This is a genomic window from Sphingomonas zeae (assembly GCF_014197135.1).
GTDB lineage: Bacteria > Pseudomonadota > Alphaproteobacteria > Sphingomonadales > Sphingomonadaceae > Sphingomonas > Sphingomonas zeae.
On the sequence record NZ_JACIFA010000001.1, the window covers coordinates 200,841 to 225,887 of the forward strand.

Consider the following 25,047-nt stretch of genomic DNA (forward strand, 5'->3'; position numbering starts at 1 on the left):
AAAAAGTCCGAACAGAGGGGTGGGATATGGCCAATAGCAGCAAGTCCGCGCAATTCCTGAGGGAAAGTCGGTTCGCCGATCAGGTCGCGAGCGATGACGGCGCGACGATGTATGATCTGGGGGTCGCCTATTCGACCGGGTCGGCGGGCAAACGCCTGGACCTGATCGAGGCGCATAAGTGGTTCAATCTGGCTGCGGTCGCGGGTTTCCTGCCGGCGCAGATCGCGCGGGCCGAAGTGGCCAGCGACATGACCGCGCGCGAGATCGCGGAAGCCCAGCGTCAGGCGCGGGCCTTTCTCTATGGCGATACGCCTCAGATGCGCGCGGCCTGAACGCCCTGACCACCGTGCGCTGACCCACCCGAACGGGGCGGGCCGGGATCAGCACACGGGATCAGCCTGACGTCAGGCGTCGCTCGTCTTCTTGGCCGCGGCTTTCCTTGGCCGGAGCCTTTTTGGCTGGCGCTTTCTTCTCCGCCGTCTTCTTGTCGGCCGCCGCCTTTGCAGGCGCCTTTTTGGCTGCCGCCTTCTTCGCCGGTTTCTTGCGCGCCGGGGCCGCCGCCGCGCGCGCGTCGATCAGTTGCGCGGCTTCCTCCAGCGTCAGCTGATCCTTGTCGACCGTCTTGGGGATGGTCGCATTCGTCTCGCCATCGGTGACGTAGGGGCCGTAGCGCCCTTCCATCAGCTTGATCTCCGCCTCGGTGCGCGGATGCTTGCCCAGCACCTTCAGCGGCTCGCGCGACGCCGTGCCGCGCGCAGCCCGCCCACCGCCCGCCGCCGCTTCGGCCAGCTTGACCACAGCGGCGTTCATGCCGGTTTCGAACACCTCTGCGGTCGAGGTCAGCCGCGCATATTTGCCGCTATGCGCCAGATAGGGGCCATAGCGCCCGATCGACGCGGTGATCGGCTCGCCCGTTTCCGGATGGTTGCCGATGGTGCGCGGCAGGCTGAGCAGCTTGAGCGCCCATTCCAGATCGAGATCGACATCCTTGGGGATCGAGGCGCGCTTGGCGTCCTTGCCCTCGCCCAGTTGGATATAGGGGCCGAAGCGCCCCGACTTGCGCTCGACGGGCAGGCCGGTTTCGGGGTCCTGGCCCAAGGTCTCGGGGCCACTATCCTCGCCAGCCCCTTCGCCGCCTTGGGCGAATCGGCGGGTATATTTGCATTCGGGATAGTTGGAGCAGGCGATGAACGCGCCGAATCGACCGCCGCGAAGGGCGAGCTTGCCCTCGCCGCAATTGGGGCAGAGGCGCGGGTCCGCCCCGTCCGCCCGCTCGGGGAAGAGATAGGGCGCGAGGAACTGATCCAGTTCGGCGGTGATCGCCGAAGGCTGCTGCTCCATGACTTCGGACGTGCGCGGCTTGAAATCGCGCCAGAAGGCGTCGAGCACCGCCTGCCACTGGGCGCGGCCGCCGGACACGTCGTCCAGCTCCTCCTCCAGCTCGGCGGTATAGTCATAGCCGACATATTTCTCGAAAAAGCGTTCCAGGAACGCCGTCACCAGCCGCCCGCTCTCCTCGGCGAAGAAGCGGTTCTTCTCGACGCGAACGTACGCGCGGTCCTTCAGAGTCTTGATGATCGAGGCATAGGTGGACGGACGCCCGATGCCCAGTTCCTCCATCCGCTTGACCAGCGACGCCTCGGAGAAGCGCGGCGGCGGCTGGGTGAAGTGCTGTTCGGCCTTCACCTCCTTCTTGGCGGGCGCATCGCCCTCGCGCAGGCGGGGGAGGCGGCGCGCCTCTTCGTCCTGGCTATCGTCCTGGCCTTCTTCGTAGAGCGCCAGATAGCCGGGGAAGAGCACGACCTGGCCGGTCGCGCGCAACACATGGCGGCCGGTGCCGTCGGCCATGTCGATGGTGGTGCGCTCCATCCGCGCCGAGGCCATTTGCGACGCCAGCGCGCGCTTCCAGATCAGGTCGTACAGGCGGCCATGATCGCCCGAGCCAGCGCGATCGCGGCTGAAGTCGGTCGGGCGGATCGCCTCGTGCGCTTCCTGGGCGTTCTTCGCCTTGGACTGGTACATGCGCGGCTTGTCGGGGACATAAGATCCGTCATAGCGCTCGGCCACCGCCTTGCGCGCCGCCGAAATGGCCGATCCGTCCATCTGGACGCCGTCCGTACGCATATAGGTGATCGCGCCGTCCTCATAGAGCTGCTGCGCGATCCGCATCGTGTGATCGGCCGAGAAGCCCAGCTTGCGCGCGGCCTCCTGTTGCAGGGTCGAGGTGGTGAAGGGCGGCGGCGGGTTGCGCGTCGCGGGCTTGGTCTCGACCGACTGGACCTGGAAACGGCCCGCCTCGACATCCGCCTTGGCCCGCGTGGCGTCGCCTTCATTGCCGATCGACAGGCGGTCGAGCTTCTTGCCGTCCCACTGGACCAGACGCGCGACGAAGGGGGTGCCGTCCTGCTCCATATCGGCGGTGACCGACCAATATTCCTGGGGCTTGAAGGCTTCGATCTCGCGCTCGCGGCTGACGATCAGGCGGAGTGCCACCGACTGGACGCGGCCCGCCGACTTGGCGCCGGGCAGCTTGCGCCACAGCACGGGCGAGAGGGTGAAGCCCACCAGATAGTCGAGCGCGCGGCGCGCGCGGTAGGCGTCGATCAGGTCGGTATCCAGCTCACGTGGATTCTGCATCGCGTGCAGGATGGCGGGCTTGGTGATCGCGTTGAACGTCACCCGCTCCACCTTGTCGGGCAGCGCCTTGCGGTTCTTCAGCACCTCCTGGACATGCCACGAAATCGCCTCGCCCTCGCGATCGGGGTCGGTGGCCAGGATCAATCGGTCGGCCTTCTTGGCCTCGTCGGCGATCGCCTTCAGCTGGCGCGCCTTGTCCGCGTAGTTTTCCCACTCCATTGAGAAGTTCTGGTCCGGATCGACCGAACCGTCCTTGGGCGGCAGGTCGCGGACATGGCCGTAGCTCGCCAGGACGCGGTAGTCCGAACCCAGATATTTCTCGATGGTCTTCGCCTTGGCGGGCGATTCGACGATGACAAGCTGCATGAGTGGTAAAACTACGTCCCTTACGTGTGTACGCGAGGATGGGGAGGGGGCGGAGGGAGGTCAAGCGGGGTTGGTTCGGGCGTGGCGGGGGTCGGGGCGTGGCCTTCGACTTCGCTCCAGCGGAACGGCTAAAGGGATATGTCGCTTTCACCCAAACCCATTCAGCCTGAGCGAAGTCGAAGGCCACGCCCACAGCTCACCCCAGCGCCACCCGGCCGCCCGCGTGGCGCTCCAGCCGTCCGGCGAGTTCCAGTTCCAGCAGGATCGTCTGGACGATGGCGGAGGGACGTCCGCTCTGGCGGATGAGTTCGTCGACCGTCACCGCCACCGGGCCGAGCAGGTCGCTCACCCGTCGCCGGTCGGCGTCGCTGGCGTCCTGCGGTGGCGGGGGCGTATAGCGGCTTTCGGGGGCGCGGACCATGCGGGCGTCGATCGGGCGGATTTGTTCGAGAATGTCGGCCGCCGACTGGATCAGCGTCGCGCCCTCGCGGATCAGCATGTTGCAGCCTTGTGCGCGCGGGTCGGCGGGGTGGCCGGGGACGGCCATGACTTCGCGCCCCGCCTCGCCCGCCAGCCGCGCGGTGATGAGCGAGCCCGAGCGCGGCGCGGCCTCGACCACCACCGTGCCTTGTGCGAGCCCGGCGATGATCCGGTTGCGCGAGGGGAAGTGGCGGGCGAGCGGCTGGGTGCCCGGCGGCTGTTCGGCGATCAGCAGGCCGCGGGTCGCGACATCCTCCTGCAGCCGCGCGTTTTCGGGCGGGAAGGCGATGTCGATGCCGCTGGCGATGACGCCGATCGTGCCGCCGTGGAGCGCGCCGATATGCGCCGCCGTGTCGATGCCGCGCGCCAGCCCCGAGGTGACGGGGACGTTCTGCGCCGCCAGATCCTGCGCCAGCCCGCGCGCGAACCGGCACGATGCGGCAGAAGCATTGCGCGCCCCGACCAGCGCCACGCCGCCGCACTGGGCGAGGCCGATGTCGCCGCGCACGATCAGCGCGGGCGGGGCGGTATCGAGTTCGGCGAGCAGCGCGGGATAGTCTGCGTCGCCCAGCAGGACATGGCGCGCACCCAGCCGCGCCACCGTCTCGATCTCCCGCGCGATCACCGCCGGATCGGCGGCCTTGGGGGCTTCGCCGCCACCACGGCGGGCGAGGTGGGGCAGGGCGTCGAGCGCGACTTCCGCCTCGCCGAATCGCGCCATCAGCTGTCGCCAGGTGACGGGGCCGATGCCATGCGTCCGCAGCAGCCGCAGCTGCGCGAACCGGGCGTCAGTCACGCTTCTTGCCGATGCGCGGCTCGGTGCCCGCCAGCAGCCGCTCGATGTTCGAGCCATGCTTCCAGATGACGATCAGCGCGAGCGCGATCAGCAGCAGGACCAGGTCGAACCGCCCCATCACCGCCGCCGTCAGCGGCGCGCTGACCGCCGCCGCCATGCCCGCCACCGCCGAGATGCGGATGGTCGCCAGCAGCCCCAGCCAGACCACGGCATAGACCAGCCCCAGCGGCCAATGGAGCGCGACCACCACGCCCATCAGCGTGGCCACGCCCTTGCCGCCGCGGAACTTCAGCCAGACGGGATAGCAATGACCGATGAATGCCGCTGCCGCTGCCAGCGCTTCCTCGCCGGGCAGCCAGTGGCGGACGACCAGGACGGCGGCGACGCCCTTCAGCATGTCGAGAATCAAGGTCGCGGCGGCAAGGCCCTTGCGCCCCGTGCGCAACACATTGGTCGCGCCGATATTGCCCGATCCGATACTGCGCAGATCGCCGGCGCCCGCGGCGCGCGTCAGGATGATGCCGAAGGGGATGGACCCCAGCAGATAGCCGATCAGCAAGGCCCAGGTCGGCGGCCCCCAGATGATTTCGGTCGGCAATAGTCTTCCCCTGTGCTCCGCGACAGACATAGAATGTCGCTCCTCGGCTGTCCAATCCGCGCAGCTCTGGTTTCGAACGCGCGCGGCGCTTATGACGCGGCGATGAGCGATGCGCGTCCCATCCTGTTCTTCGATTCCGGCGTGGGCGGGCTGTCGATTGCCGGGCCTGCGCGCGACGCCCTGCCGACCGCGCCCTTCGTCTATGTCGCCGACAGCGCGGGCTTTCCCTATGGCGAGAAGACCGAGGCGGAGATTGCCGGGCGCGTGCCTGCGCTCCTCGGGCGGCTGGCGGAGCGCTACCGGCCGCGACTGATCGTGATCGCGTGCAACACCGCCTCGACCATCGCGCTGCCTGCGGTGCGCGCGGCGCTGGACCTGCCGGTGGTCGGCACGGTGCCGGCGATCAAGCCGGCGGCGGCGATGAGTGAGACGCGGACCATCGGCGTGCTCGGCACCCGCGCGACGGTGCGACAGGCCTATGTTGACGATCTGGCGGCGCGCTTTGCCGGGGATTGCCGGGTGATCCGACATGGCTCGGCGGAGCTGGTCGAACTGGCCGAGGCGAAGCTGCGCGGCGAGGCACTGTCGGCCGAATCCTTCGGAGCGGTGCTGGAGGGGCTGTTCGGGCAGGAGGGGGGAGCGGCGATCGACGTCATCGTCAATGCCTGCACTCATTTTCCGCTGGTGGAGGCGGAACTGAGCGCGGTGGCGCCTCGGCCGATCCGTTTTGTCGATGGCGGGCCGGGCATCGCGCGGCGAATCGCGTTCCTGACGGAAGGGCAGAACTGGCCCGACTCACCCGGGGACGGGGTGGCGGTGTTCACCCGGCTTGGCGCGCGCGAACACGCGCTCACGCCGGGGCTGGCGGCGCGGGGCTTCTCGCGAATCGAGGCCCTCTAACTTCGCTCAGCCCGAATGGCGACGGGATATGGTCCCATAACCGCCCTCATCAGGAACCGATCGGCCCTTGGGACAATTTGTCCACCATGATCGATCACAGTAAGTACAGTTCCCTACTCGATTCATTCACGGCTTCGCCCTACATTCGCTTCCCATGAGCATCGAGGGCACGGACGCGCGCGTGGATTATTCCCGCGTCTTCACCCAGGCGATCGACCGCCTGCACGCCGAGGGACGTTACCGCGTCTTCATCGACATCCTGCGCAACAAGGGCATGTTCCCCAATGCGCGGTGTTTCGCGGGGCATAACGGCCCCAAGCCGATCACCGTCTGGTGCTCCAACGACTATCTGGCGATGGGGCAGCACCCCAAGGTCATCGCCGCGATGGAGGAAGCGCTCCACGATGTCGGCGCGGGTTCGGGCGGCACGCGCAACATCGGCGGCAACACTCATTATCATGTCGACCTGGAAGGCGAACTGGCCGACCTGCACGGCAAGGAGGCGGCGCTGCTCTTCACCAGCGGCTATGTCTCCAACGAGGCGACGCTGGCGACCCTGGCCAAGATCCTGCCGGGTTGTGTCATTTTCTCCGACGAACTTAATCACGCTTCGATGATCGCGGGCATCCGCAATTCGGGCTGCGAGAAGCAGGTCTTCCGCCACAACGACCTGGCGCATCTGGAGGAGCTGCTGGCGGCGGCCGATCCGGCGGTGCCCAAGCTGATCGCGTTCGAGAGTGTCTATTCGATGGAGGGCGATGTCGCGCCGATTGCGGCGATCTGCGACCTGGCCGACAAGTATAACGCGCTGACCTATCTCGACGAAGTCCACGCCGTGGGCATGTACGGCGCGCGCGGCGGCGGCATCTCCGAGCGCGACAACGTCGCCCACCGGCTGACCGTGATCGAGGGCACGCTGGGCAAGGCGTTCGGCGTGATGGGCGGCTATATCACGGCCGATCGGATGATCGTCGACGTGATCCGTTCCTATGCGCCGGGGTTCATCTTCACGACGTCGCTGTCGCCGGTGCTGGTCGCGGGCGTGCTGGCGAGCGTGCGCCACCTGAAGCAGAGCTCGGTCGAGCGCGAGGGGCAACAGGCCGCTGCCGCCAAGCTGAAGGCAATGATGCGCGAGGCGGGCCTGCCCGTCATGCTGGGCGAGACGCATATCGTGCCGGTGATGGTCGGCGATCCGGTCAAGGCCAAGAAGATCAGCGACATCCTGCTCGCCGAGTATGGCGTGTACGTCCAGCCGATCAATTACCCGACGGTACCGCGCGGCACCGAACGGCTGCGCTTCACGCCCGGCCCGGCGCATAACGAGGCGATGATGACGGAACTGGTCGCCGCGCTGGTGGAGATCTGGGAACGGCTGGAGCTGAAGATGGCGGCGTAAAGCCGCGCCGTCTTTTGTGCCTTGGCGAATGTCGGGCCTGGGTGATGCCCAGTATCTCGTTCGCGCGAAGCCGCGATGGCGCGAAGAATAAAGGTTCGCGCAGAGGCGCGGAGGGCGCAGAGAATTATCCGGCATTGAGCGTATCGCTTTGATCGCCGGCCGGTTGAAAAATGTCACGCAGGTTGCGATCAGGCGTGACAGCTCTGCGTCCTCCGCGCCTCCGCGCGAACGAACAATCTTTGCGACTTCGCGGCTTCGCGCGAATCAATCAATCCAGCGTAATCGCTGCCTCGCATCCCGGCACCGACAGGGCTTCGCCGAACCGCACCGTATGGACGCTGCTATAGTCGCCCTCCACCGGATCGGCATAAACATGAACGACGCGGCGCACGCCGTCGATCACCCAATAGGTCGGGATACCCGCCTGGGCGTAGAGCATCCGCTTCAATCCCATGTCGCGGCTTTGCGTTGTCTGCGCGATCTCGACAACGAGCAGCACGTCGTCCGGCGTCAGGAAGCGATTCTCGGCGATCGGCTGGCGCAGCAGCGCGGCATCGCAAGCGACCACCGTCGAGTCGTTCAGAACAACGCCGCTCTCACCCCAGACCAGCGCTAGGCCCATTTTTTGGGCGAGGTAAAATACGACACTGGCCTGCGCGGCGGCATGGCCACCCATTGGCGGGTTCATCCGTTCCAGTTCCCCGTCGATGAGTTCGACCTTCATACCCTCGAACGCGCCGCTTTCGACCATGTGCAGGAATTCGGCGCTGGTGAAGCGGGCGCGGGTGTCGGGGGAAAGGCGGGCCAGTTGGTTCACGGTCGCGATCCTATCATGGCGGCGCAGAGGCGCCTAGCCGCACCTCATTTCCGACAATAGCCCTCGCCCGGCTTCACCGTCAGGCACTGGGTCTTGCCCGCCAGATACTTCAGGCCCGTGGCATCGCCATTCGTCGGGCGCAGCGTTTCGCGCACGCCTCCCCGCTCGAACACGATGGTGTCGCCCACCGCCTCGCCCCGGAATTCGCCCTTGTGATCCAGGTCCCACTGCATTTCCAGGCGATAGCGGCCCGGCGTCGCGGCGTGCCTGATATTAAGGTACATGCCCTCCACGCCGACCCAGCGGCCGACATAATCGGGCGCCTTTTGCTTGGGTACGCCGTTGAACGTCGCGCCATCGCCCGCCGGGCCAGCGGTCGTCGCGGCGCTGGGGCCGCCGACCGAGTCGGCGGCGGTGTTGTTGAGCGCTTCGGGCGTCTCGCGCGAGCACGCGGTCAGGGTAGCAAGGGCGGCGAGGATCAGGATACGCGTCATGCCGCGCAGAACCCCTCAATGCTGGCACACGTTCCGTTACGCCAAGGGGTAGCCATTCGCCCCGCGCGCGCGTAAAGGCGCACGCATTCCATCACCATCCGTCTGGAGCGCCCGTCTCATGCGCATCGCGATCGCATCCGATCATGCCGCCGTCTCGTTGAAGACCGTGCTGGCGGACTGGCTGCGCGAACAGGGCCATGAGGTGCTGGACCTGGGCACGGACGGTTCGGCCAGCGTCGACTATCCCGATTTCGGCCGTGCGATCGGCGACGCGCTGGCCGATGGTCGCGCCGAGCGCGGCGTGGCGCTGTGCGGTTCGGGCATCGGCATCTCGATCGCTGCCAACCGCAACCCCGCCTGCCGCTGCGCGCTCGTGTCCGAGCCGTTGTCGGCCATGCTCGCCCGCCAGCATAACGACGCCAACGCCATCGCCATGGGCGCGCGCGTCATCGGTGAGGAAATGGCCAAGGCCTGCCTCATAGCCTTCCTGTCCACCCCGTTCGAGGGCGGACGTCATCAGCGTCGTGTCGACATGCTGTCCACCGCCGCGCCCGCCCAGAACTGAACGCCCGAGGATTTGCCTTCATGAGCCCGCTTAACGACGTCCAGCCCGCCGGTTTCTTCACCCGTACGCTCGCCGATGCCGACCCCGCCGTCTTTGCCGGTGTCGCGCACGAGCTGGAGCGCGAGCAGACCCAGATCGAGCTGATCGCGTCCGAGAACATCGTCTCCAAGGCGGTGATGGAAGCGCAGGGCTCGGTTTTCACCAACAAGTACGCCGAGGGCTATCCCGGCAAGCGCTATTACCAGGGCTGCGCGCCGTCGGACGAAGTCGAGCAGCTGGCGATCGACCGCGCCAAGCAGATTTTCGGCTGCGACTTCGTCAACGTCCAGCCGCACTCGGGCGCGCAGGCGAACGGTGCGGTAATGCTGGCGCTGGCCAAGCCCGGCGACACGATCATGGGCCTGTCGCTCGACGCTGGTGGCCATCTGACGCACGGTGCCAAGGCGGCGCTGTCGGGCAAGTGGTTCAATGCGGTCCAGTATGGCGTCGATCCCGAGACGCACCTGATCGACTATGATGAGGTCGCCCGGATCGCGCGCGAGAGCCAGCCCAAGATCATCATTGCGGGCGGATCGGCCTATCCGCGCGTCATCGACTTCGCCAAGTTTCGCGCCATCGCGGACGAGGTAGGCGCCTATTTCATGGTCGACATGGCGCATTTCGCCGGGATCGTCGCGGGTGGTTTGCACCCCACCCCGTTCGGCCATGCCCATGTCGTGACGACCACCACGCACAAGACGCTGCGTGGCCCGCGTGGCGGCATGATCATGACCGATGACGCAGCGATCGCGAAGAAGATCAACTCGGCGGTCTTCCCCGGCCTGCAGGGCGGTCCGTTGATGCACGTCATCGCCGCCAAGGCGGTCGCGTTCGGTGAGGCACTGCAGCCCGAATTCAAGACCTATATCGCCGCGGTCGTCGAGAATGCCCGCACGCTGGCGAACACGCTGAAGTCGCGCGGCGCGAACCTGGTCGCGGGCGGTACCGACACGCATCTGGCGCTGGTCGACCTGACCCCGCTGGGCATCACCGGCAAGGATGCCGACGAGGCGTTGGAGCGGGCGGGTATCACCTGCAACAAGAACGGCATCCCCAACGATCCGCTGCCCCCGATGAAGACCAGCGGCATCCGCGTCGGCTCGCCCGCCGGGACCACGCGCGGTTTCGGCACGGCGGAGTTCGAACAGATCGGCCATATGGTCGCCGATGTGCTCGACGGGCTGAAGGCCAAGGGCGAACATGGGGACCCGGAGGTCGAGGCAAACGTTCGGACCCGTGTGCGTGAGCTTTGCGCACGCTTTCCGATCTATCAGGGATAAGGACGTAATCGCATGGCCAAGTTCGACCAGAAGTTTTCCGAGGTGCAGAACGAAATCAAGTCGACGCCCGGCCTCGGCAAGAGCATGGCGAAATGGGGCGCGCTCGGTGCTGTCGTCGCGATCCCGGTGCCGTTCGTTGGCCCGGTCCTGGGCGCGGCGGCGGGTGCCGGTTACGCCTATTTCAAGGCAAAGAAGAAGGCCTGAATGCGCTGCCCCTTTTGTGGCCATGAAGACAGTCAGGTAAAGGACAGCCGCCCCACCGAAGATGGGGCGGCGATCCGCCGTCGTCGCCAATGCGAGGGCTGCGGCGCACGCTTCACCACCTTTGAGCGCATCCAGTTGCGCGAACTGTTCGTGCTGAAGAGCGAGGATCGGCGCGAGCCGTTCGACCGCGAAAAGCTGCTCCGGTCCATCGCCATCGCGACGCGCAAGCGGCCGATCGATCCGGTGCGGGTGGAGAAACTCGTCTCGGGCATCCAGCGCCAGTTGGAAACCAGTGGCGAGGGCGAGGTCTCGTCCAAGCGGATCGGCGAGATGGTGATGGAAGGGCTCAAGGGCCTCGACTCGGTCGCCTATATCCGCTTCGCCAGCGTGTACCGCGAGTTCGGCGAGGCCAAGGATTTCGAGGCGTTTGCCGGGACGGTCGAAGAAGTGGCGCCTCGCGGGGAATGAGATTGCTGGCGGGGATCAGGGACCCCGCCCCAAACGCGAGGGTCAGGAATTCTGTGCGGAGGCCGTTATCGTCATCAGATGACGACCGCTCACCGAAGATGATGGCGAACTGCGTCCTTGCCTCGGACCACTGACGGGGCGGGCGCTGTCACTCCCGAGCGGCGGTTTCGAGCACGAGGTATAGCAGCGTCATTGCGGCGTCGTCACCGGGGAGTAGCCGCGGGTCCGCGCGGCCTGGCGCGGTTTCGAGGTCTAGCGTCATCCGGCCAGCGGCCTGTCGTTCAAGGCCGAATATCGCCACTCCAACTATGAAGGCAGCTATGCCGCCATCAGGCCGTGCTGCGCCTGCCCTTCCTGTTACGCGAGAGCGGGAAGGGCTCCTGCCGGCGTTGGTCAGGACCGGGCGAGCAGGCGCAGGATCTGCGGCCCTTCTACGAGATAGCGGCGCCATAGCCGCCTGGGATTGCTTGCCAGTCGGTGCAGCCACTCCATGTGAAGCGTGCGAACCCATTGCGGCGCGCGGGTCTGGCGGCCGGTCAGGAAGTCGATCGAGGCCCCCACGCACCAGGCGACGCCCGGCTCGGAGCGTAGCGCGCCGACGGCTTGCGCGAACCGTTCCTGCTTGGGCGAACCCAGGCAGATGAGCAATATGTCCCAATGCGCGCCCGCCGCCTCGGCCACGCAACGCTGCCAATTGGGCGAACCCGGCGTCATGATCGGCGGGGAGGGGATCAGGGTCAGCGGCACCTGCGGATAGCGCGCGACCAGCGCCTGCCAGTCCTGTGCGTCCGGGCCAACAACCGCGATGCGCTGTCCCGCGCCGCCCCGTCCCAGCAGATCGGCGACCAGATCCGAACCCGGATAGCAGTCGAGCGCGATCTTCTTGGTCTTCGCCATGACGGTCAGGATCTTGCTGTCGCACAGATGCACGGCGGCACCGTCATATAATGCGCGTATCTCGGCATCGCGCGCCGCCCGGTTAACCAGGTCGACATTGGGGGTGACGACATAGCCAAAGGGGGCGGAACTCATCGCGACGAGGCGCGCGAACAGGTCTTCGCGCGAGCCCTTCTCGAATCGAAAACCCAGAAATTCGGTGGTGGCCGCCATCATTCTCGCCCCTTCATTTCGTCACCGCGCGCGGTGCGCACCCATCCCCGCTGCGGTGCGCGCAGCAGGCGGCGGTAAAAGCCGAGCTTGGCCAGCACGCTGAGCGGCAGCCGCGCCACCTCACCGGGGCTCAGCAGGTCGCGGCCATAACGGAGCCAGGCCATCCCGACCGCCGCGACCAGCAGCACGGTCTGGACGACGCCCAGCACCAGCGGTGCGACCTCACCCGACCCCAGCGCCCAGAGCGCGGCCAGCAGCACCAGCGCGCCTTGCCCTGCGACCAGCAGGCTGAGCGGCGGAATCGCCAGGTCGAGCGCCAGCCCCAGGATCTTCGCATCCCTCCGCATCAGCCCGGTGCCGAACAGGCGCAGCACATAGCGGCGCATGATCGACATATAACCGCCCTCCCAGCGCGCGCGCTGCGTCTCGGCGGCTTCGCGGGTGGCGGGCAGGGGGCTGGTGATCCGTGCCTCGGGACAGAAAAGCGGGGCTGCGCCCTGCAGCGTCAGGTCGACGCCGAGCAGCAGGTCCTCGACGATCTCGCCCGATCCCAGATCGACGCGCGACAGCAAAGCGGTCGGAAAGGCCATGCCGCTGCCGGTCAGCAGACAGGGTATGCCCAGCCGCGAGCCGCCAAGCAGCCGCGCATAATTCTTGACGCGGATGGCAAAGGCGCTGAACCGGCTGGCTCGCGATCCGTTGGCGGCGGCCTCCAGCCGGTAATCGCCCTGCACCGGGCGCCCGCTGCGTGCCGCTCGGTCGGCCAACTGATGAAGCGCGTTCGGCGAGAGCAGGCAGTCGGCATCGACGATGATCGTGACCGGATGCGCCCAGCGCGCGGCATGGGCCAGGCCATGCGCCAACGCATAGCCCTTGCCCCGACGGACGGCGTCCTGGCGTTCGGTCACTTCGGCGCCTTGTGCAGCGGCGATCGCGGCAGTCGCGTCCGAGCAATTGTCGGCAACGACGAGCATCCGGTCCTGCCCGCGCAATTGCGCGGCGATGGCGCGAAGTGTCGGGGTGATGACCGCCGCCTCGTCATGCGCGGGGATCAGGACGGTGAAGGGGGGCGCGTCCGCACCGTCCCGCGGCGCCGGGCGGCGAAGCCCCAGGGCGATCTCGGCCGCGAACAGAAGAACGGCCGGCATCAGCAGCAAAAGCGCGACCAGCAGCAACCCGTTGCCCAATATCGTCATGCATTTGTCCCCCGGCCGATCCCACCCCGGCCGTGGTGCCATCCCGGCACCCGGCTCGCCGAAAAGCGGGGCGCGACGAGCGGAATCGCGTTAGCGCAGGGGTGTTCCTCCGAACAGGCACGACGATCGTGGCGACCGTCCCAAAGTCTGACGCTGCAGTGCGACAAAGCCGTTCAATTGTAGGATGGTGAGCGATAGGGATGCGCTTGGCCGCCCTGGTGCAGGTGCTTGGCCGGGGGGCTCGATGGCAACAGGATCGCAACGACAGGGATGGGGCATGCCTTTTGCGGGCTTCGTGCTCCCGGCGCTGATCCTGCGTCCGGGGCTCGAGACGGCGCTGGGTCTGGTTCATATGAACCTGGGGCCGATTTCGGTCACGCTCGGCTTTCTGTTCAACATCATGATGGTCGCTATTGCGGCGGCGCTGGCGGGCTATGCGTTGCTGGTGGATCGCCGTTATCAGGCGCCGCTCGCCACCGTCGCGATGGTCTGGTCGCCGTTTCTAATCGGCAACTTGATCGCGGCGCTGCACTCTCCGCAACCCGCCTTGGCGATGCAGGTGCTGTTCAATAGCCTTACCTATGCCTCGGTTTCCTATCTGGCCATCAGCTATGCGCCTTCGATTGATCGCGCGACGTTGACCAAGGGTGTTGCCCTGACAGCGGTCCTACCGCTCCTGACCGGTCTTGCGCAGATCGCCACCGGGACTGCCGGGCCTCGACTACAGGCGTCTTTCGCTCACCCCAATATTCTGGCCTTCTTCCTGCTGATCGTCATCACCTTTCTGGTCCATGCTTTGGTCCAGGGGTATGTCCGCAGTCGCCCATGGGTTTTGGCGATCGCCGCCGTTCTGGTGGTGGGAGGGCTGGAACTGCTTCTGACCGGAACGCGGTCCGCCTATATCGCCACTTATATCGCGATCTTTCTGTATCTCTTGTGGCAGAAGCCGGTGTTCATCCTGCCGATGTTCATCCTGCCGTTTGCAGCGCTGATGATACCGGCGGTATCGGATCGGATGCAGGATGTGCTCAACGGCTCTTCCCCGGTATCCTATGACTACATCGTCAGTGCGATGCGTGGCGATGTCGCTGACTCGGGCGAAATCCTGCTCGATTCGGGGACATGGCGAAAATACCTCTGGAAGGCGGCTTGGCCCTGGATTGAGCACCGGCTTCTATTGGGGCATGGGCTTTCGTCCTTCCAATTCTATTCTCGTGATTTCTTCCCTCTGGCGGTGGGTGAAGGAAGTGGTGCCCACAACATTTATGTCCAGATGATGTTCGAGGGCGGCTTGCTTCTTCTGCTCGGATATTTGGTGACCTATGTCGGCGTCATCGCTATGCATTTCCGTAGAATGACGACGGGCGCAGCGGACTCTTATTACGCCATCTTGCTGATGATGGTGTTCGCCGTCGCGTCGTTCTCGGACAATATGCTGTATTACCTTTCGGTTAATATCATGATGTGGGGTGTCGTGTTCGTTCTGCTGGCATCAAAGCGAAGCGAATCCCTAGCCTCTTCTTTGCGGACAGACAGACCCAGACCGTTTGCGTTGGCGGGCGGCTTGAACAGGCGGCCGTGAATTCGGAAGTGTTTGGGGGGACACGGAAGCGACCATGACCACGATCGACATCGGCATTTTCGCGCATAACGAAGAAGCGGGCATCGGGGCGATGCTGCGCGATCTCGCGGGGCAGAGTATCTTGCGCGACGACCGCTTTTCGGTGCGGGTCGTCGTGCTGGCCAATGGTTGCCGCGACAAGACGGCGGCGGCGGCGCGGGACGCGGTCCTGGCCTTTCCCGATCCCGCCATGGTCGAGGTGCTCGACCTGGCCGAGGGGGGCAAGTCGCGGACCTGGAACCGCTTCGTCCATGAATTCGCCCGGCCGGATGCGGATCTGCTCGCCTTTCTGGACGCCGATATCGGTCTGCCGCAACAGGACGTTCTCGCCCGGCTCGCCGCTTTCCTGGACGAGCATCCGGGGGTGGACGCGACGTCGAGCCAGCCGGTCAAGGACATCGACTATCACCCCGTTCCGCTCGGCTTTGTCGAGCGGCTGATCTCCGCGGGCGGGGGCAGCATGGGCAATTTGCGCACCTCGATCTGCGGGCAGCTCTATGTGATGCGGGGGGGCGTCGCACGGTCGCTCCGGGTGCCGATCGGCCTGCCGGTCGAGGACGGCTTCATTCGCCACGCGCTCATTACGAACCGGTTCGCCGACCCCATCCGCTATGACCGGATCGACCAGCCCGAGGGGGCGATCCACCTTTACGAATCGGAACGCAGGCTGGGATCGCTGATCCGGCACCAAATCCGGATCGTGGTCGGGGGGGCGATCAATGCCGCCGTTTTCGGCTATATCATTCCGCTGCGCGCGCGCGATGGAGAGGCGGCGTTGGTCGCGCAACTCGATCAGGCGGCGCGCGATCCGAACTGGCTGTCTGCGCTGCTCCGTCGCGAACTGCCGCGCGCGCGCTTTGGCTGGGTGCCGTGGCCGTTCCTGACCGATCGTACCACCTATTTCCTGAAGAACGGCCCCTATACGCCGCGCAAGACGCTGATGGCGGTGATCGGCTTCGGCTTCGACAGCCTTGCCTTTATGGCCGCGCAAATTCGACTGGCGCGCGGCAAGGGCGCGGGCTTCTGGTGAGCCCGCGCCGTTAAGCGGCGGCTCTCAGTGCAGGAGCCGCTTTTTCTGCTGTGACAGGACATGACGCAACGTCGCCATCTCGTCGGTGTCGACGCTGTGCGTCAGGCGGAACCGGGCAAAGCGGGCCAGCATGACCGGCAGCGATCGGTTGGCCAGCACGTCGCGAAAGGCCAGCTCGCGCCGCACGCCCGGCGTGTCGCCGAAGATACGCAGCAACTGCGCGCGTAAGGAGCGCCATGCCTGGGGCAGCGTTCCCGGCTTTTCCACCGCGCCCAGTTGCGCGCCGTGATTGCAGAAGGGGCGCACCGTCTGCCACGTCTCGTCGTGCCAGGTGGCCAGCAGACGCATCAGATGGTCCGAAATTTGCTCGGAAATCGCCATCTGTGCCTGAAACTTGCTGACGCCGATGCTCATGTCGTGGCGCCGATAGCGGATGAGCGTGTCCGGCAGATTCGCGCACAGCCCCTTCATCGCCAGCTGGGCGAACAGCCAATAATCCTCGGCAAGCGTGCCGACTTCGGGAGACTTCAGGCCCGGTGCGGTCAGAAAGCCATGGTCGTAGCGTGCGCCCAGTGCCTCCAGGACCGACCGGCGCAGCATGACGGTCGGTTGGGCGATGGGATTGTTGAACAGGCATGCGATCGCCAGGCGATCGGCCGCATGGGGCAGGCGACGCGTGCCGAACGACCGCGTCGCCGTCGAGTCGACGACCTCATATTGCCCGCCGACCAGCGCCAGCGATGGGTGTGCCTCCAGGAAGCCCCGCTGCCGTGCCAGCCGTTCGGGCAGCGACATGTCGTCGGCATCATGCAGCGCGATCAACGGCGCGTCCGACTGGTCTAAGCCCAGGTTGCGGACATCCGACAGGCTGAGCGTCGCATCGCATAATGTCTGGACGATGCGCGGATCACGCGCGGCGAAGTCGTCGACGATCTCGGCCGTCCGATCGGTCGAGGCGTGATTGAAAACCAGCAGTCGCCAGTCGCGCTCGCTCTGTGCCTGGATAGAATCGATGGCGTCGGCAATGAACGCGTCGCCATTGCGGACGGGCAGAATGATATCGATCAACGCCAAGATTCGCCCCACTGGAAGTTGCCGGCCGTCGATCCCCTTCGGCGCCGAAACCTGTCTCAATCTGACATTTTTGCGCCATGGCGCAGCGCCGGGGCCAAGGCTAGACCGGATTTCGGTACCGCCGGGGGAACAGCGTGCAAAAGCAGGACGGTTATCGTCGCAAGGTCATGGGTGGCGCGATTACGACATTGATCGCGCAGCTTTTTCGCGTGGGGTCGAGTGTCGGCGCGATTATTGTCGCTTCGCGTATTTTGTCGCCGACCGATTATGGCATCTACGCCATGGCGGCGCCGGTGACCGGATTTGCGATGTTGTTCCAGAATATCGGCTTCGACCATGCCGTCGTCCAGTCGGACGAGGTGTCCGAGGTGCAGCTTTCTTCGCTGTTCTGGCTGAACATCGCCTTGTGCCTGGGGCTGGCCGTGCTGCTGGTGGCGGTAGGCCCGCTGGTCGGCATGTTTTATGGCAGTGCCCAAGCGGGCGTGCTGGTCGCTGTCTCCGGCCTGCTGATTTTGGCGACGGCGCCTAATCCGCTCTACAGCGCGTTGCTCAACCGCCAGATGCGCTTCCATGCCCAAAGTGTCGTGGACATCATCAGCAGCATTACGATGTTCGTCGCGACGGTTATCGCCGCATTGCTGATCCGCTCCTACTGGGCCTTGCTGATCGGCGCGATCGCGGCAACCTTGGTCAATACCGTCTCCTTCATGGTGATCGAGCGGTGGCGCCCGCGCTTTACCTTCCAATGGGGCAGCATTGCGCCGATGGTGGGCTTCGGCGGCGGCGTCTCGGTCTATGGTTTTGCGCTGTTCGTGACGCGCAACATCGACAAGGTGCTGCTGGCGCGCGTTTGGGGACCGGCGACGCTGGGTCTCTATGACCGTGCGTTCAAGCTGATGCTCTCTCCGCTCCAGAATTTCAGCACGCCGTTGTCGCGCACCTTGTTGCCGGTGCTGGCGCGCACCCGCACCGAGCCGGAGCGGTATCGCCGCGCCTATCTGATGTTCATGCAGGGGATCGTCACGGGCGCCGTACCCGCAATCATGGCAGCCTCGGTCGGTTCGGATGCGGCAGTACGCCTGCTGCTGGGCGACGCATGGCAGGCCACCGGCCCGATTTTCGGCTGGTTGTCGGCGACCGCGGCGATGCTGCTGATCAACGAATCCGCGCCTTGGCTATTCATGTCGACCAACCGGTCGCGGTTGATGATGCACTGGGGGCTGTTCGCTTCCGCGACCGTCGTGATCGGCTTCATGATCGGCCTGCCCTGGGGCGCGATCGGCATGGCCAAGGCCTATTTCTTCGGCGAGGCTCTGCGCACGCCGATCCTGTTCTGGCTGGCTGCGCGGGGTACGCCGATTCGCATGTCGGACATCGCGCGCTTACACCTGATCACGGTGGCGGCGGCGGCTGCGACGGCCGGAGTGCAACTGCTGCTGCCAACCGGTCTGCCGCCGGTGCCACACCTGGCCGTTCTGGTGATCGCCGCCTATGCGGTCGCGTTGCCGGTCCAGTTTCTTTCCTCGCCGGGACGCGAGGGCTTGGCGATGCTGTGGACATGGGCTGGCAAGGCGGTGCCTCGCCGGCCGCTGCGACGCGGCCGCGCCTGAAGGATCACGCGCGGGTCAGCCCCCAGCTCGTCGCAAGTAGATGGATCGCCGAACGCCGGGTCGTACGCGGATGGGGGCGGACCGGGTTACGGATCGCCGCGCGGAACGTGCCTTTTCGTACACCCGTGAAATAGGCAAGCGTCTGGGCCAGGTGAAAGGGTTGGAACCGGCGAATGTCCGCTACCCGTTCGGCGGGGGCATAGTCGGACAGGATACGGGCATAGAGCACTTCATGCCCCTCCACGACGGATCGGGGGTTGCGCGAAATTCGGTCCCCTGCGTCGAAATAATATTGGGTCAGCGGCTCGTGACACAGCGCGATGCGCCCGGCCTGTTGGAGTTTCAGCCACATGTCCCAGTCCTGACAGCTGGGCAGCGTGATGTCGAAGCCACCGATATCCACGAAGGTCTGGCGCCGGATCATCGCCGCCGAGCAGCCGCCCAGCGTATTCTCGTAGAGCAGTTCCTCGGGGTTTTCGGCCGTGGGGCCGAACTTACGCGTGCTGCCGCCCAGGCCATCGAGAAACACCGTGTCGCTGAACACCGCGACGACATCGTCGTCGATCAGCGGGATCAGCGACGCGAGCTTGGTTTCGTCCCAGCCATCGTCGGAATCGAGCAGCGCGATCCATTCGCCCGTCGCCGCCGCCGCGCCGACGTTGCGCGCATTGGGTGCCCCCGCCCGCGTGTCGAGCGGAATGACGCGGATGGGTACGGCATCACCTTGGGCGGCCTGCGCCGCGGCGACGGTCGCACCGTTATCATCGGACCCGTCATCGACCACGATGATCTCGATCGGCAAAAACGTCTGGTTATTGGCGCAGGCGATCGCGCGCCCGATCACGGCGGCGCGATTGCGAGCCGGAATAACGACCGATATCGTCGTTGTCATGATACTCGTATCTCCCTCCCCCCTGAACAGTCATCGGTATAGGGTGGACATGCGTTTCAATACGAGGGTTGAAAAGGGACATCGATGATCCATAGTCGTACAGTCGGCCGGGATGATCGCTGCGGCCGCCTGTCCTTTCGTTTCGCCCCATGCCTGGCACTGGCGTTGACGGTTGCGCTGATCGGCGCTCCGTTGCCCGCGCAGCAATACCGTGATCCCGGCGATCAACCTTTTTCGGCCCGAAGCGTCTGGAATACCCCGATCGGGCGCGGAGCGGTTTATGACGCGCCCGATTCACCCGAAAGCCGACTTCTCCATACCGACGATGCGGGCGGGCGGGCGGGATCCTACCCTTGGATCGGCCACGACGCGATCGGTCTGTACACGGCGAAGTCCTCGGATCCGGTGCGGCGCTGGTCCTATGACGTGCGGGCGACGAGTGCGCCGATGTGGCGCGGTGGCCCGCCCATACTCAAGGGCTCGGTCGACCTGCACACGCCCGTTGACATCCGCTTCCTGGGCGGCACCGACAAACATGCTGTCCTGATCGATCCCGAGCATCGCTTTGCCTATGAGGTCTGGCTCGGCGAGGCCAAGGGCGAGGGCTATCACGCTGCCTATCTCGTCCGCACTGACCTGCGCGGATCGGGAATATCGCTGGTCGACGGCCAGTCGCAGGGCATCCGCGCCTTTGGCGGTTCGCTGGCCGGGGGGCTGATCCGTTGCCGCGAGTTGGCGAACGGCGATATTCCTCATGCGCTGGCAGTGCTGTTGTCCAACGATCAACTGCGCAAGGGCTCGACCATGTTCCAGCAGAAGGTCTGGCCAGCCAGCTTCACCGACGAAGGCGGCCGTAACGGCTATGCGGGACGGGTGCCGATGGGCGGGCTGCTCGCCATTCCCGCGGATGTCGACATCGATGCGCTGCCGCTGACCCGCGAGGGCAAGGTGCTGGCGCGCGCCTATCAGCGTTTCGGCGGGTATGTCGTTGATCGGACGTCGAAGACGATGACGCTCGCGACGCTGGAGCAGGGCTGCGACAAGACCGCCATCGATCACCTGTTCGCGGATCGGCGGACGATTCGTGACCGCCTGGTCCGGGTGCTCAACAATAGTCCGCGCCATGTCGGCGGGCCGGGCGAGCGCATCGCCAAGGCACCTCCGCCCCTGGCCCCCGAGCGATCGGGGGAATAGGCCTTACAGCCGTGCGCTCTGCCAGCGCATGCCGTTTTCGGGCGACTGGACGCTGATCCAGCTATAGTCGGTCTGATCGACCCGGCGGACCCAGGGCGTGTCGCTGTCCAGCACCATGTCACCCTCGGCGGTGCGAGCGATCAGGACGGTGTGCAGCTTGGTCTGGCGGCTATAGACCACCGCGAAGCTCAGCCGTTTGCTGTCGAACCCTTGCGCGATCAGCTGATAGCGCTTTTCGATCGCCAGGTCTTCGCAATCCCCCTGCGCACCGTTGCCCAGGCCGCTGCGCGTCCAATGTTCGGCGGTGGCATAGATTTGCATGTCCGGGCGCTGGCGGACACGGCCATTGACCAGCTTGTTGACCGAATCGAGCAGCTTGTCGGCGTTCCGGTCAGGCTCGGTCGGTGCGGGGCCGCGGGCCGGTGCGGTCACGGTCACGTCGGGAGCCACGACGGTCTCGCCGACCAGCAGGGGCATCTGTTGGGTCATCACCGGCCGCACTCGCCAAGGCCGCAGCGCGGTCGCGGGCTCGGGCATGGCGGGGGAAGTGGCGATCCCGCCCGGCGTGTCCGGCATCGTCACGGTCACGAGATTGGCGGGTATTGCAAGGGCGCCGACCGCTCCGGGACGAGGCATCGCCGGATCATCCAAGGAAATGGGCGACAGGCTCGGCACGACCGACAGGTTGGCGCCCCGCGTCACCGCACGAACCCGAAAGGAAACCGCACCGGGCTTTTCCAGGCGGGTGAGGATGTCGGGCATGACCGCCGCGATCATGTTCGTCACCGTCATGGCGAAGGCGGGCAGACCGGTGGCACCGCGTCCGTCGCGGAATGCGGGCGGCGGGCTGGGCGGCGTATCCGCCTGAACCCGGCAGAAGGTCGAGTCGGTCCGGCACATGTCCACGAAGCCCGTGGGTGGGGCCATGACGTCGCCTCGAAGAAGGAAGCGTGATCCGCTGGAATGGGCATGGGCCGGGCTCGCGGCGGCGAAAGCCACCGTGATCGCAGCAATGGTCAAGCCTGCTTGATATCGCATCTTTACCTCCTGTTCGGGAGGCAGGGATGCGGCACTGACGTTTACGCCAGAGTTCAGTGGAAAGGTTTAGGCGTTGTTAACCCATTTATCCGGGCACGTGCCCGCCCGAAGCAAAATCAGCGCAGCGCGATGATGCAGACCGCGATCACGACCCAGCAGAAGGAAGCCGCCGCGCCGATCGTCACCAGATTGACCAGCGAGATCGACTTGGCCGCAACCGGCCGCCCGCGCATGGGCAAACCGCTCGCCGCGATGTCCTCATCTGCGGGATCGTAATGGTCCGTGGCGACGTCGAACTCGTGGTTGTGGATCATGCATCGTCCCTTCCCGAATACTGTAGGGGATGGAGCTTTAAGAACGCTTAAGATTGGGGTTAACGGCGCAGATACCAGCGCAAGGCGCAAAAATCCGGGTTTCCCGAGCCGTATTTCAGGCGTTCGATCCGGTCCTTCTTGATCAGAAGGCAACTGCCCCGCAATGGGATTTTCGCGTCACGGCTGGTCGTGGACGCCCCGAAGCCCAGCCCGGTATATGGCGGCTCAGGGGGTGCTCGGTGCAGATCGTCAGCTTTTCACGAGTCGGAGAAGACGCAGAGGAGGGCGACGCCCGGAGCACGACGCGTGCTCTGCGTCTGCAATATTATGTGGCGATGCTGATCGCCGATGCGATCGCCGTCATGCTGGCGCTGACCCTGGGCAGCCTGTTGCGCTTCGATACGCCCTTCTCGCCGGAAGCGGCGACGCTGATCCTGGGACTGGTGCCGTTCTTCTGCTTCTTCGATCTCGCCAATATGCGACCCGATTATCTGAACGATTGGCGCCGCTCGATCGTGTCGATGCTGATCGCGCTGGGCAAGGCGGTGCTGGTCCTGCTGTTCTTCGGCTTTCTGCTCCATGCGATCGGCGACGCCTCGCGCCTGCTGGTCGGCTATGGCGTGGCGCTGGCTGTGGTCATCGCGCTCGTCCTGCGCACGCTGATCGTCACCCTGTCGTCGCGCGCGTTCCAGGGGGGGGCGGTCAATCATGTCCTGCTGATCGACGGTGTCACGATGGACATCCCGGCGGGGCAGAGCGCGCTCCAGATCGAACGGATCGACGGCAGCGACTTCAACAACCCCTATCTGCTCGACCAATTCGCGCGGCGCTTTGCCGATGTCGATCATCTCACCGTCGCCTGCCATACCGACCGGCGGCGCGACTGGGCGATGGCGCTGAAGGGGATCGGGGTGCGCGCCGACATCATTATCCCCGAACTCGACGACCTGGGCAGCGTCGGCCATGCGATGGTCGCGGGATCGTCGACCATATTGATCTCGACCGATCCGCTCGGCCCCTATGACCGGATCGTGAAGCGCGCCGTCGACCTGGCGCTGGCGATCTCGGCCTTGGCCTTCCTGCTGCCGCTGCTGGTCATCATCGCGATCGCGGTCAAGCTGGACAGCCGGGGTCCGATCTTCTTCCGCCAGCAGCGCGTCGGTTACGGCAACCGCCTGTTCATGATGTACAAATTCCGCAGCATGAAGGTGGAAACCAGCGACGCCAAGGGCGGTCGCTCGGCGAGCCGTGACGATGACCGCATCACGCGCATCGGTCGCATCATCCGCGCGACCAGCGTCGACGAACTCCCGCAGTTGCTCAACGTCCTGCGCGGCGAAATGAGCGTCGTCGGACCGCGCCCCCATGCGCTGGGTTCCTTGGCCGGGGACCAGCTCTTCTGGCATGTCGATGCGCGTTATCATCACCGGCACGCCTGCAAGCCCGGCCTGACCGGCCTGGCGCAGGTGCGGGGGCTTCGCGGCGCGACCCATAGCCGCGAGGATCTGGTCAGCCGTCTTCAGGCCGATCTGGAATATCTTAACAACTGGAGCCTGTGGCGCGACATCATGATCCTGCTGTCCACGGTCAGGGTCATCGTTCATCGCAATGCGTATTGACGGTTCGGTCCGTCCCCACCCGCTGCGTCTGTTGTGGGAGGATCGGCGCGGCGACATGCTGCTGGCCTTTGGTGCGCTGCTATGCGTGATGGTCGCCGGACTGGCGTGGCTGGGCTGGTCACCCTGGCAGGCGGACGGCTATCACCGTACGCGTATGGCCACCGATCCGGCAGGCTATGCCGCCCGCGTCGCGCGGGAGGTCAATGCACTGCCCATCGTGACCGGCATCCCGACGGTAGCGCCGGTCACCAATCTCCAGCTGCCGCCCGATATCGCGCGGCGCATCAACGCGCTGACCCCCTTCGCACGCGGTGCCAACCCGCCCGCGCATCCCTTTTCGCTGGGTGAGGGCCTGGCCGATCGCCAGGCGGCCGAGGCATGCCTGGCGGCCGCCGTCTATTATGAGGCGGGCAGCGATCCGATGGGACAGGCGGCGGTGGCGCAGGTCGTGCTCAACCGCGTCCGTCACCCCGCTTTCCCCAAGACCGTCTGCGGCGTCGTGACGCAAGGGGCGGAGCGCAGCACGGGTTGCCAGTTCAGCTTCATGTGCGACGGATCGCTGCACCGCCGGACCCCGTCGCCCTCCGCGCTGATCCTGGCGCAGTCGACCGCGCGCTGGGCGCTGGGCGGCGGCGTGTTCCGTGCGGTCGGCAGCGCGACCCATTATCATGCGGACTATGTCGTGCCCCGCTGGAGCGGCGCGATGGACAAGGTGCTGGCCTTCCACACCCATCTCTTCTTCCGCTGGCGCGGGCCGGCGGGGGCGGCGAGCCTGTTGCGCGGCGTGGCGCAGCCGGGCGAGCGTCCCGGTGCGCTGGCGGCCTTCCTGTCTACCCGCCAGGTCGGCGAAGGAGCGGGCGGGGCGACGACCGATCCCGCTGCCACCGCCAATGTTCCGGCGACCGGCGGTGGCGATCCGGCCGCCGCCGCCGCCGTTGCGCCCGGCGGCGTGCTGCGCTCGGACGAATGGCGCGGCATCTATTATCTGGTGCTCAGCCCCGATGATTATCCCGGCAGCTATGCGATCAAGGCGCTGCAAGCCTGTGGCAAGCGGCCCAATTGCCTGGTCTATGGCTGGGATTCGGCGCGGCGCGTGCCGCTGGCGGTGACCGAGGCGCGCCCGGCAGGGGTGGTCTTCATGTGGTCGCGGCATGGCAACGAGCAGAGAGCGATGTGGGATTGCGGTCGAACTCCGCGCGACAAGCTCGAACAATGCCTGCCCGGTACGACACCCCGTCCCGCCGCACCGGCGGCCCCCTCGCAGAGCGCTGATCGGGGCTGACGAAAATTTCGCTGTCCTACAGGCAGT

24 protein-coding genes and 1 pseudogene are annotated in these 25,047 nt (G+C 65.9%); 13 read left to right on the plus strand and 12 right to left on the minus strand.

Annotated elements, in window-relative coordinates:
- Window positions 1–26: 26 nt before the first annotated feature.
- Window positions 27–332, plus strand: coding sequence for a hypothetical protein (locus GGR45_RS00950; protein WP_175313473.1), 306 nt, complete (start codon window positions 27–29; stop codon window positions 330–332).
- A 61-nt stretch (window positions 333–393) separates the two neighbouring features.
- On the opposite strand, the gene topA is transcribed toward GGR45_RS00950, so the two are convergent.
- From topA to plsY, 3 genes are all read right to left on the minus strand, one after another.
- On the minus strand, window positions 394–3,003 hold the full coding sequence (topA, locus tag GGR45_RS00955; RefSeq protein ID WP_175313475.1) for a type I DNA topoisomerase: 2,610 nt from the start codon (window positions 3,001–3,003) through the stop codon (window positions 394–396).
- Between the two features lie 196 nt (window positions 3,004–3,199).
- Window positions 3,200–4,279: a DNA-processing protein DprA gene (gene dprA / locus GGR45_RS00960; protein ID WP_175313481.1), complete on the minus strand. Its 1,080-nt coding sequence runs from the start codon at window positions 4,277–4,279 to the stop codon at window positions 3,200–3,202.
- A complete protein-coding gene (gene plsY / locus GGR45_RS00965) occupies window positions 4,272–4,877 on the minus strand; it encodes a glycerol-3-phosphate 1-O-acyltransferase PlsY (RefSeq protein WP_175313490.1) in 606 nt (201 codons plus the stop codon). Before plsY ends, dprA begins: the two co-directional genes overlap by 8 nt.
- Window positions 4,878–4,979: 102 nt before the next feature.
- Here plsY and murI point away from each other — a divergent pair, with 102 nt between their 5' ends.
- Window positions 4,980–5,777, plus strand: coding sequence for a glutamate racemase (murI, locus tag GGR45_RS00970; RefSeq protein ID WP_175313492.1), 798 nt, complete (start codon window positions 4,980–4,982; stop codon window positions 5,775–5,777).
- Window positions 5,778–5,931: 154 nt separating this feature from the next.
- Window positions 5,932–7,173 (plus strand): 5-aminolevulinate synthase, encoded by a 1,242-nt coding sequence (gene hemA, locus GGR45_RS00975; RefSeq protein ID WP_217498118.1) that lies wholly within the window; start codon window positions 5,932–5,934, stop codon window positions 7,171–7,173.
- Between the two features lie 268 nt (window positions 7,174–7,441).
- Here hemA and GGR45_RS00980 read toward each other — a convergent pair whose 3' ends face one another.
- Both GGR45_RS00980 and GGR45_RS00985 read right to left on the minus strand, forming a co-directional pair.
- A complete protein-coding gene (locus tag GGR45_RS00980; protein ID WP_175313496.1) occupies window positions 7,442–7,990 on the minus strand; it encodes a Uma2 family endonuclease in 549 nt (182 codons plus the stop codon).
- A gap of 44 nt (window positions 7,991–8,034) precedes the next feature.
- Window positions 8,035–8,484, minus strand: a complete 450-nt coding sequence (locus GGR45_RS00985) for a hypothetical protein (protein WP_175313498.1) — start codon at window positions 8,482–8,484, stop codon at window positions 8,035–8,037.
- A 118-nt stretch (window positions 8,485–8,602) separates the two neighbouring features.
- On the opposite strand from GGR45_RS00985, the gene rpiB reads away from it, so the two are divergent.
- From rpiB to nrdR, 4 genes are read left to right on the plus strand one after another with little or no spacing between them, the layout of a single operon-like run.
- Complete coding sequence (gene rpiB / locus GGR45_RS00990) at window positions 8,603–9,049, plus strand: ribose 5-phosphate isomerase B (RefSeq protein WP_175313500.1); 447 nt, start codon at window positions 8,603–8,605, stop codon at window positions 9,047–9,049.
- 20 nt (window positions 9,050–9,069) lie between these two features.
- Window positions 9,070–10,368, plus strand: coding sequence for a serine hydroxymethyltransferase (glyA, locus tag GGR45_RS00995; protein WP_175313502.1), 1,299 nt, complete (start codon window positions 9,070–9,072; stop codon window positions 10,366–10,368).
- Window positions 10,369–10,380: 12 nt separating this feature from the next.
- Complete coding sequence (locus GGR45_RS01000; RefSeq protein ID WP_175313503.1) at window positions 10,381–10,572, plus strand: hypothetical protein; 192 nt, start codon at window positions 10,381–10,383, stop codon at window positions 10,570–10,572.
- Complete coding sequence (gene nrdR / locus GGR45_RS01005; protein WP_058744766.1) at window positions 10,573–11,040, plus strand: transcriptional regulator NrdR; 468 nt, start codon at window positions 10,573–10,575, stop codon at window positions 11,038–11,040.
- An 85-nt stretch (window positions 11,041–11,125) separates the two neighbouring features.
- Here nrdR and GGR45_RS19600 read toward each other — a convergent pair.
- From GGR45_RS19600 to GGR45_RS01015, 3 genes and pseudogenes are all read right to left on the minus strand, one after another.
- Window positions 11,126–11,289 (minus strand): annotated as a pseudogene (locus GGR45_RS19600) (IS256 family transposase); the annotation flags it as partial.
- A gap of 144 nt (window positions 11,290–11,433) precedes the next feature.
- Window positions 11,434–12,153 carry a WecB/TagA/CpsF family glycosyltransferase gene (locus tag GGR45_RS01010; RefSeq protein ID WP_183988934.1) on the minus strand — a complete coding sequence of 240 codons (720 nt, stop codon included), beginning with the start codon at window positions 12,151–12,153 and terminating at the stop codon, window positions 11,434–11,436.
- Window positions 12,150–13,346 carry a glycosyltransferase family 2 protein gene (locus GGR45_RS01015; protein ID WP_175313507.1) on the minus strand — a complete coding sequence of 399 codons (1,197 nt, stop codon included), beginning with the start codon at window positions 13,344–13,346 and terminating at the stop codon, window positions 12,150–12,152. Before GGR45_RS01015 ends, GGR45_RS01010 begins: the two co-directional genes overlap by 4 nt.
- 277 nt (window positions 13,347–13,623) lie before the next feature.
- On the opposite strand from GGR45_RS01015, the gene GGR45_RS01020 reads away from it, so the two are divergent.
- Both GGR45_RS01020 and GGR45_RS01025 read left to right on the plus strand, forming a co-directional pair.
- A complete protein-coding gene (locus GGR45_RS01020) occupies window positions 13,624–14,928 on the plus strand; it encodes an O-antigen ligase family protein (protein WP_175313509.1) in 1,305 nt (434 codons plus the stop codon).
- Window positions 14,929–14,962: 34 nt separating this feature from the next.
- The gene (locus tag GGR45_RS01025; RefSeq protein ID WP_175313511.1) at window positions 14,963–15,997 is read left to right on the plus strand and encodes a glycosyltransferase; all 1,035 of its coding nucleotides are present in this window, start codon (window positions 14,963–14,965) and stop codon (window positions 15,995–15,997) included.
- 24 nt (window positions 15,998–16,021) lie between these two features.
- Here the strand turns inward: GGR45_RS01025 and GGR45_RS01030 are convergent, their stop codons facing one another.
- Window positions 16,022–17,071, minus strand: a complete 1,050-nt coding sequence (locus GGR45_RS01030; RefSeq protein ID WP_175313512.1) for a glycosyltransferase family 2 protein — start codon at window positions 17,069–17,071, stop codon at window positions 16,022–16,024.
- 134 nt (window positions 17,072–17,205) lie between these two features.
- Between GGR45_RS01030 and GGR45_RS01035 the strand changes: the two genes are divergently transcribed.
- Window positions 17,206–18,681 carry a lipopolysaccharide biosynthesis protein gene (locus tag GGR45_RS01035; RefSeq protein ID WP_285138705.1) on the plus strand — a complete coding sequence of 492 codons (1,476 nt, stop codon included), beginning with the start codon at window positions 17,206–17,208 and terminating at the stop codon, window positions 18,679–18,681.
- A 4-nt stretch (window positions 18,682–18,685) separates the two neighbouring features.
- On the opposite strand, the gene GGR45_RS01040 is transcribed toward GGR45_RS01035, so the two are convergent.
- Window positions 18,686–19,573 carry a glycosyltransferase family 2 protein gene (locus GGR45_RS01040; protein WP_175313514.1) on the minus strand — a complete coding sequence of 296 codons (888 nt, stop codon included), beginning with the start codon at window positions 19,571–19,573 and terminating at the stop codon, window positions 18,686–18,688.
- Between the two features lie 84 nt (window positions 19,574–19,657).
- Here GGR45_RS01040 and GGR45_RS01045 point away from each other — a divergent pair, with 84 nt between their 5' ends.
- The gene (locus GGR45_RS01045; protein WP_175313516.1) at window positions 19,658–20,767 is read left to right on the plus strand and encodes a hypothetical protein; all 1,110 of its coding nucleotides are present in this window, start codon (window positions 19,658–19,660) and stop codon (window positions 20,765–20,767) included.
- A gap of 3 nt (window positions 20,768–20,770) precedes the next feature.
- Here GGR45_RS01045 and GGR45_RS01050 read toward each other — a convergent pair whose 3' ends face one another.
- The gene (locus GGR45_RS01050) at window positions 20,771–21,805 is read right to left on the minus strand and encodes a transglutaminase-like cysteine peptidase (protein ID WP_175313517.1); all 1,035 of its coding nucleotides are present in this window, start codon (window positions 21,803–21,805) and stop codon (window positions 20,771–20,773) included.
- Between the two features lie 116 nt (window positions 21,806–21,921).
- Window positions 21,922–22,119 carry a hypothetical protein gene (locus GGR45_RS01055; protein WP_175313519.1) on the minus strand — a complete coding sequence of 66 codons (198 nt, stop codon included), beginning with the start codon at window positions 22,117–22,119 and terminating at the stop codon, window positions 21,922–21,924.
- A gap of 239 nt (window positions 22,120–22,358) precedes the next feature.
- Between GGR45_RS01055 and GGR45_RS01060 the strand changes: the two genes are divergently transcribed.
- Together GGR45_RS01060 and GGR45_RS01065 are read left to right on the plus strand one after the other, a co-directional pair.
- A complete protein-coding gene (locus tag GGR45_RS01060; RefSeq protein WP_175313530.1) occupies window positions 22,359–23,738 on the plus strand; it encodes an exopolysaccharide biosynthesis polyprenyl glycosylphosphotransferase in 1,380 nt (459 codons plus the stop codon).
- Complete coding sequence (locus tag GGR45_RS01065) at window positions 23,728–25,020, plus strand: cell wall hydrolase (protein ID WP_246357974.1); 1,293 nt, start codon at window positions 23,728–23,730, stop codon at window positions 25,018–25,020. The genes GGR45_RS01060 and GGR45_RS01065 overlap by 11 nt, the downstream gene beginning before the upstream one ends.
- Window positions 25,021–25,047: the final 27 nt, after the last annotated feature.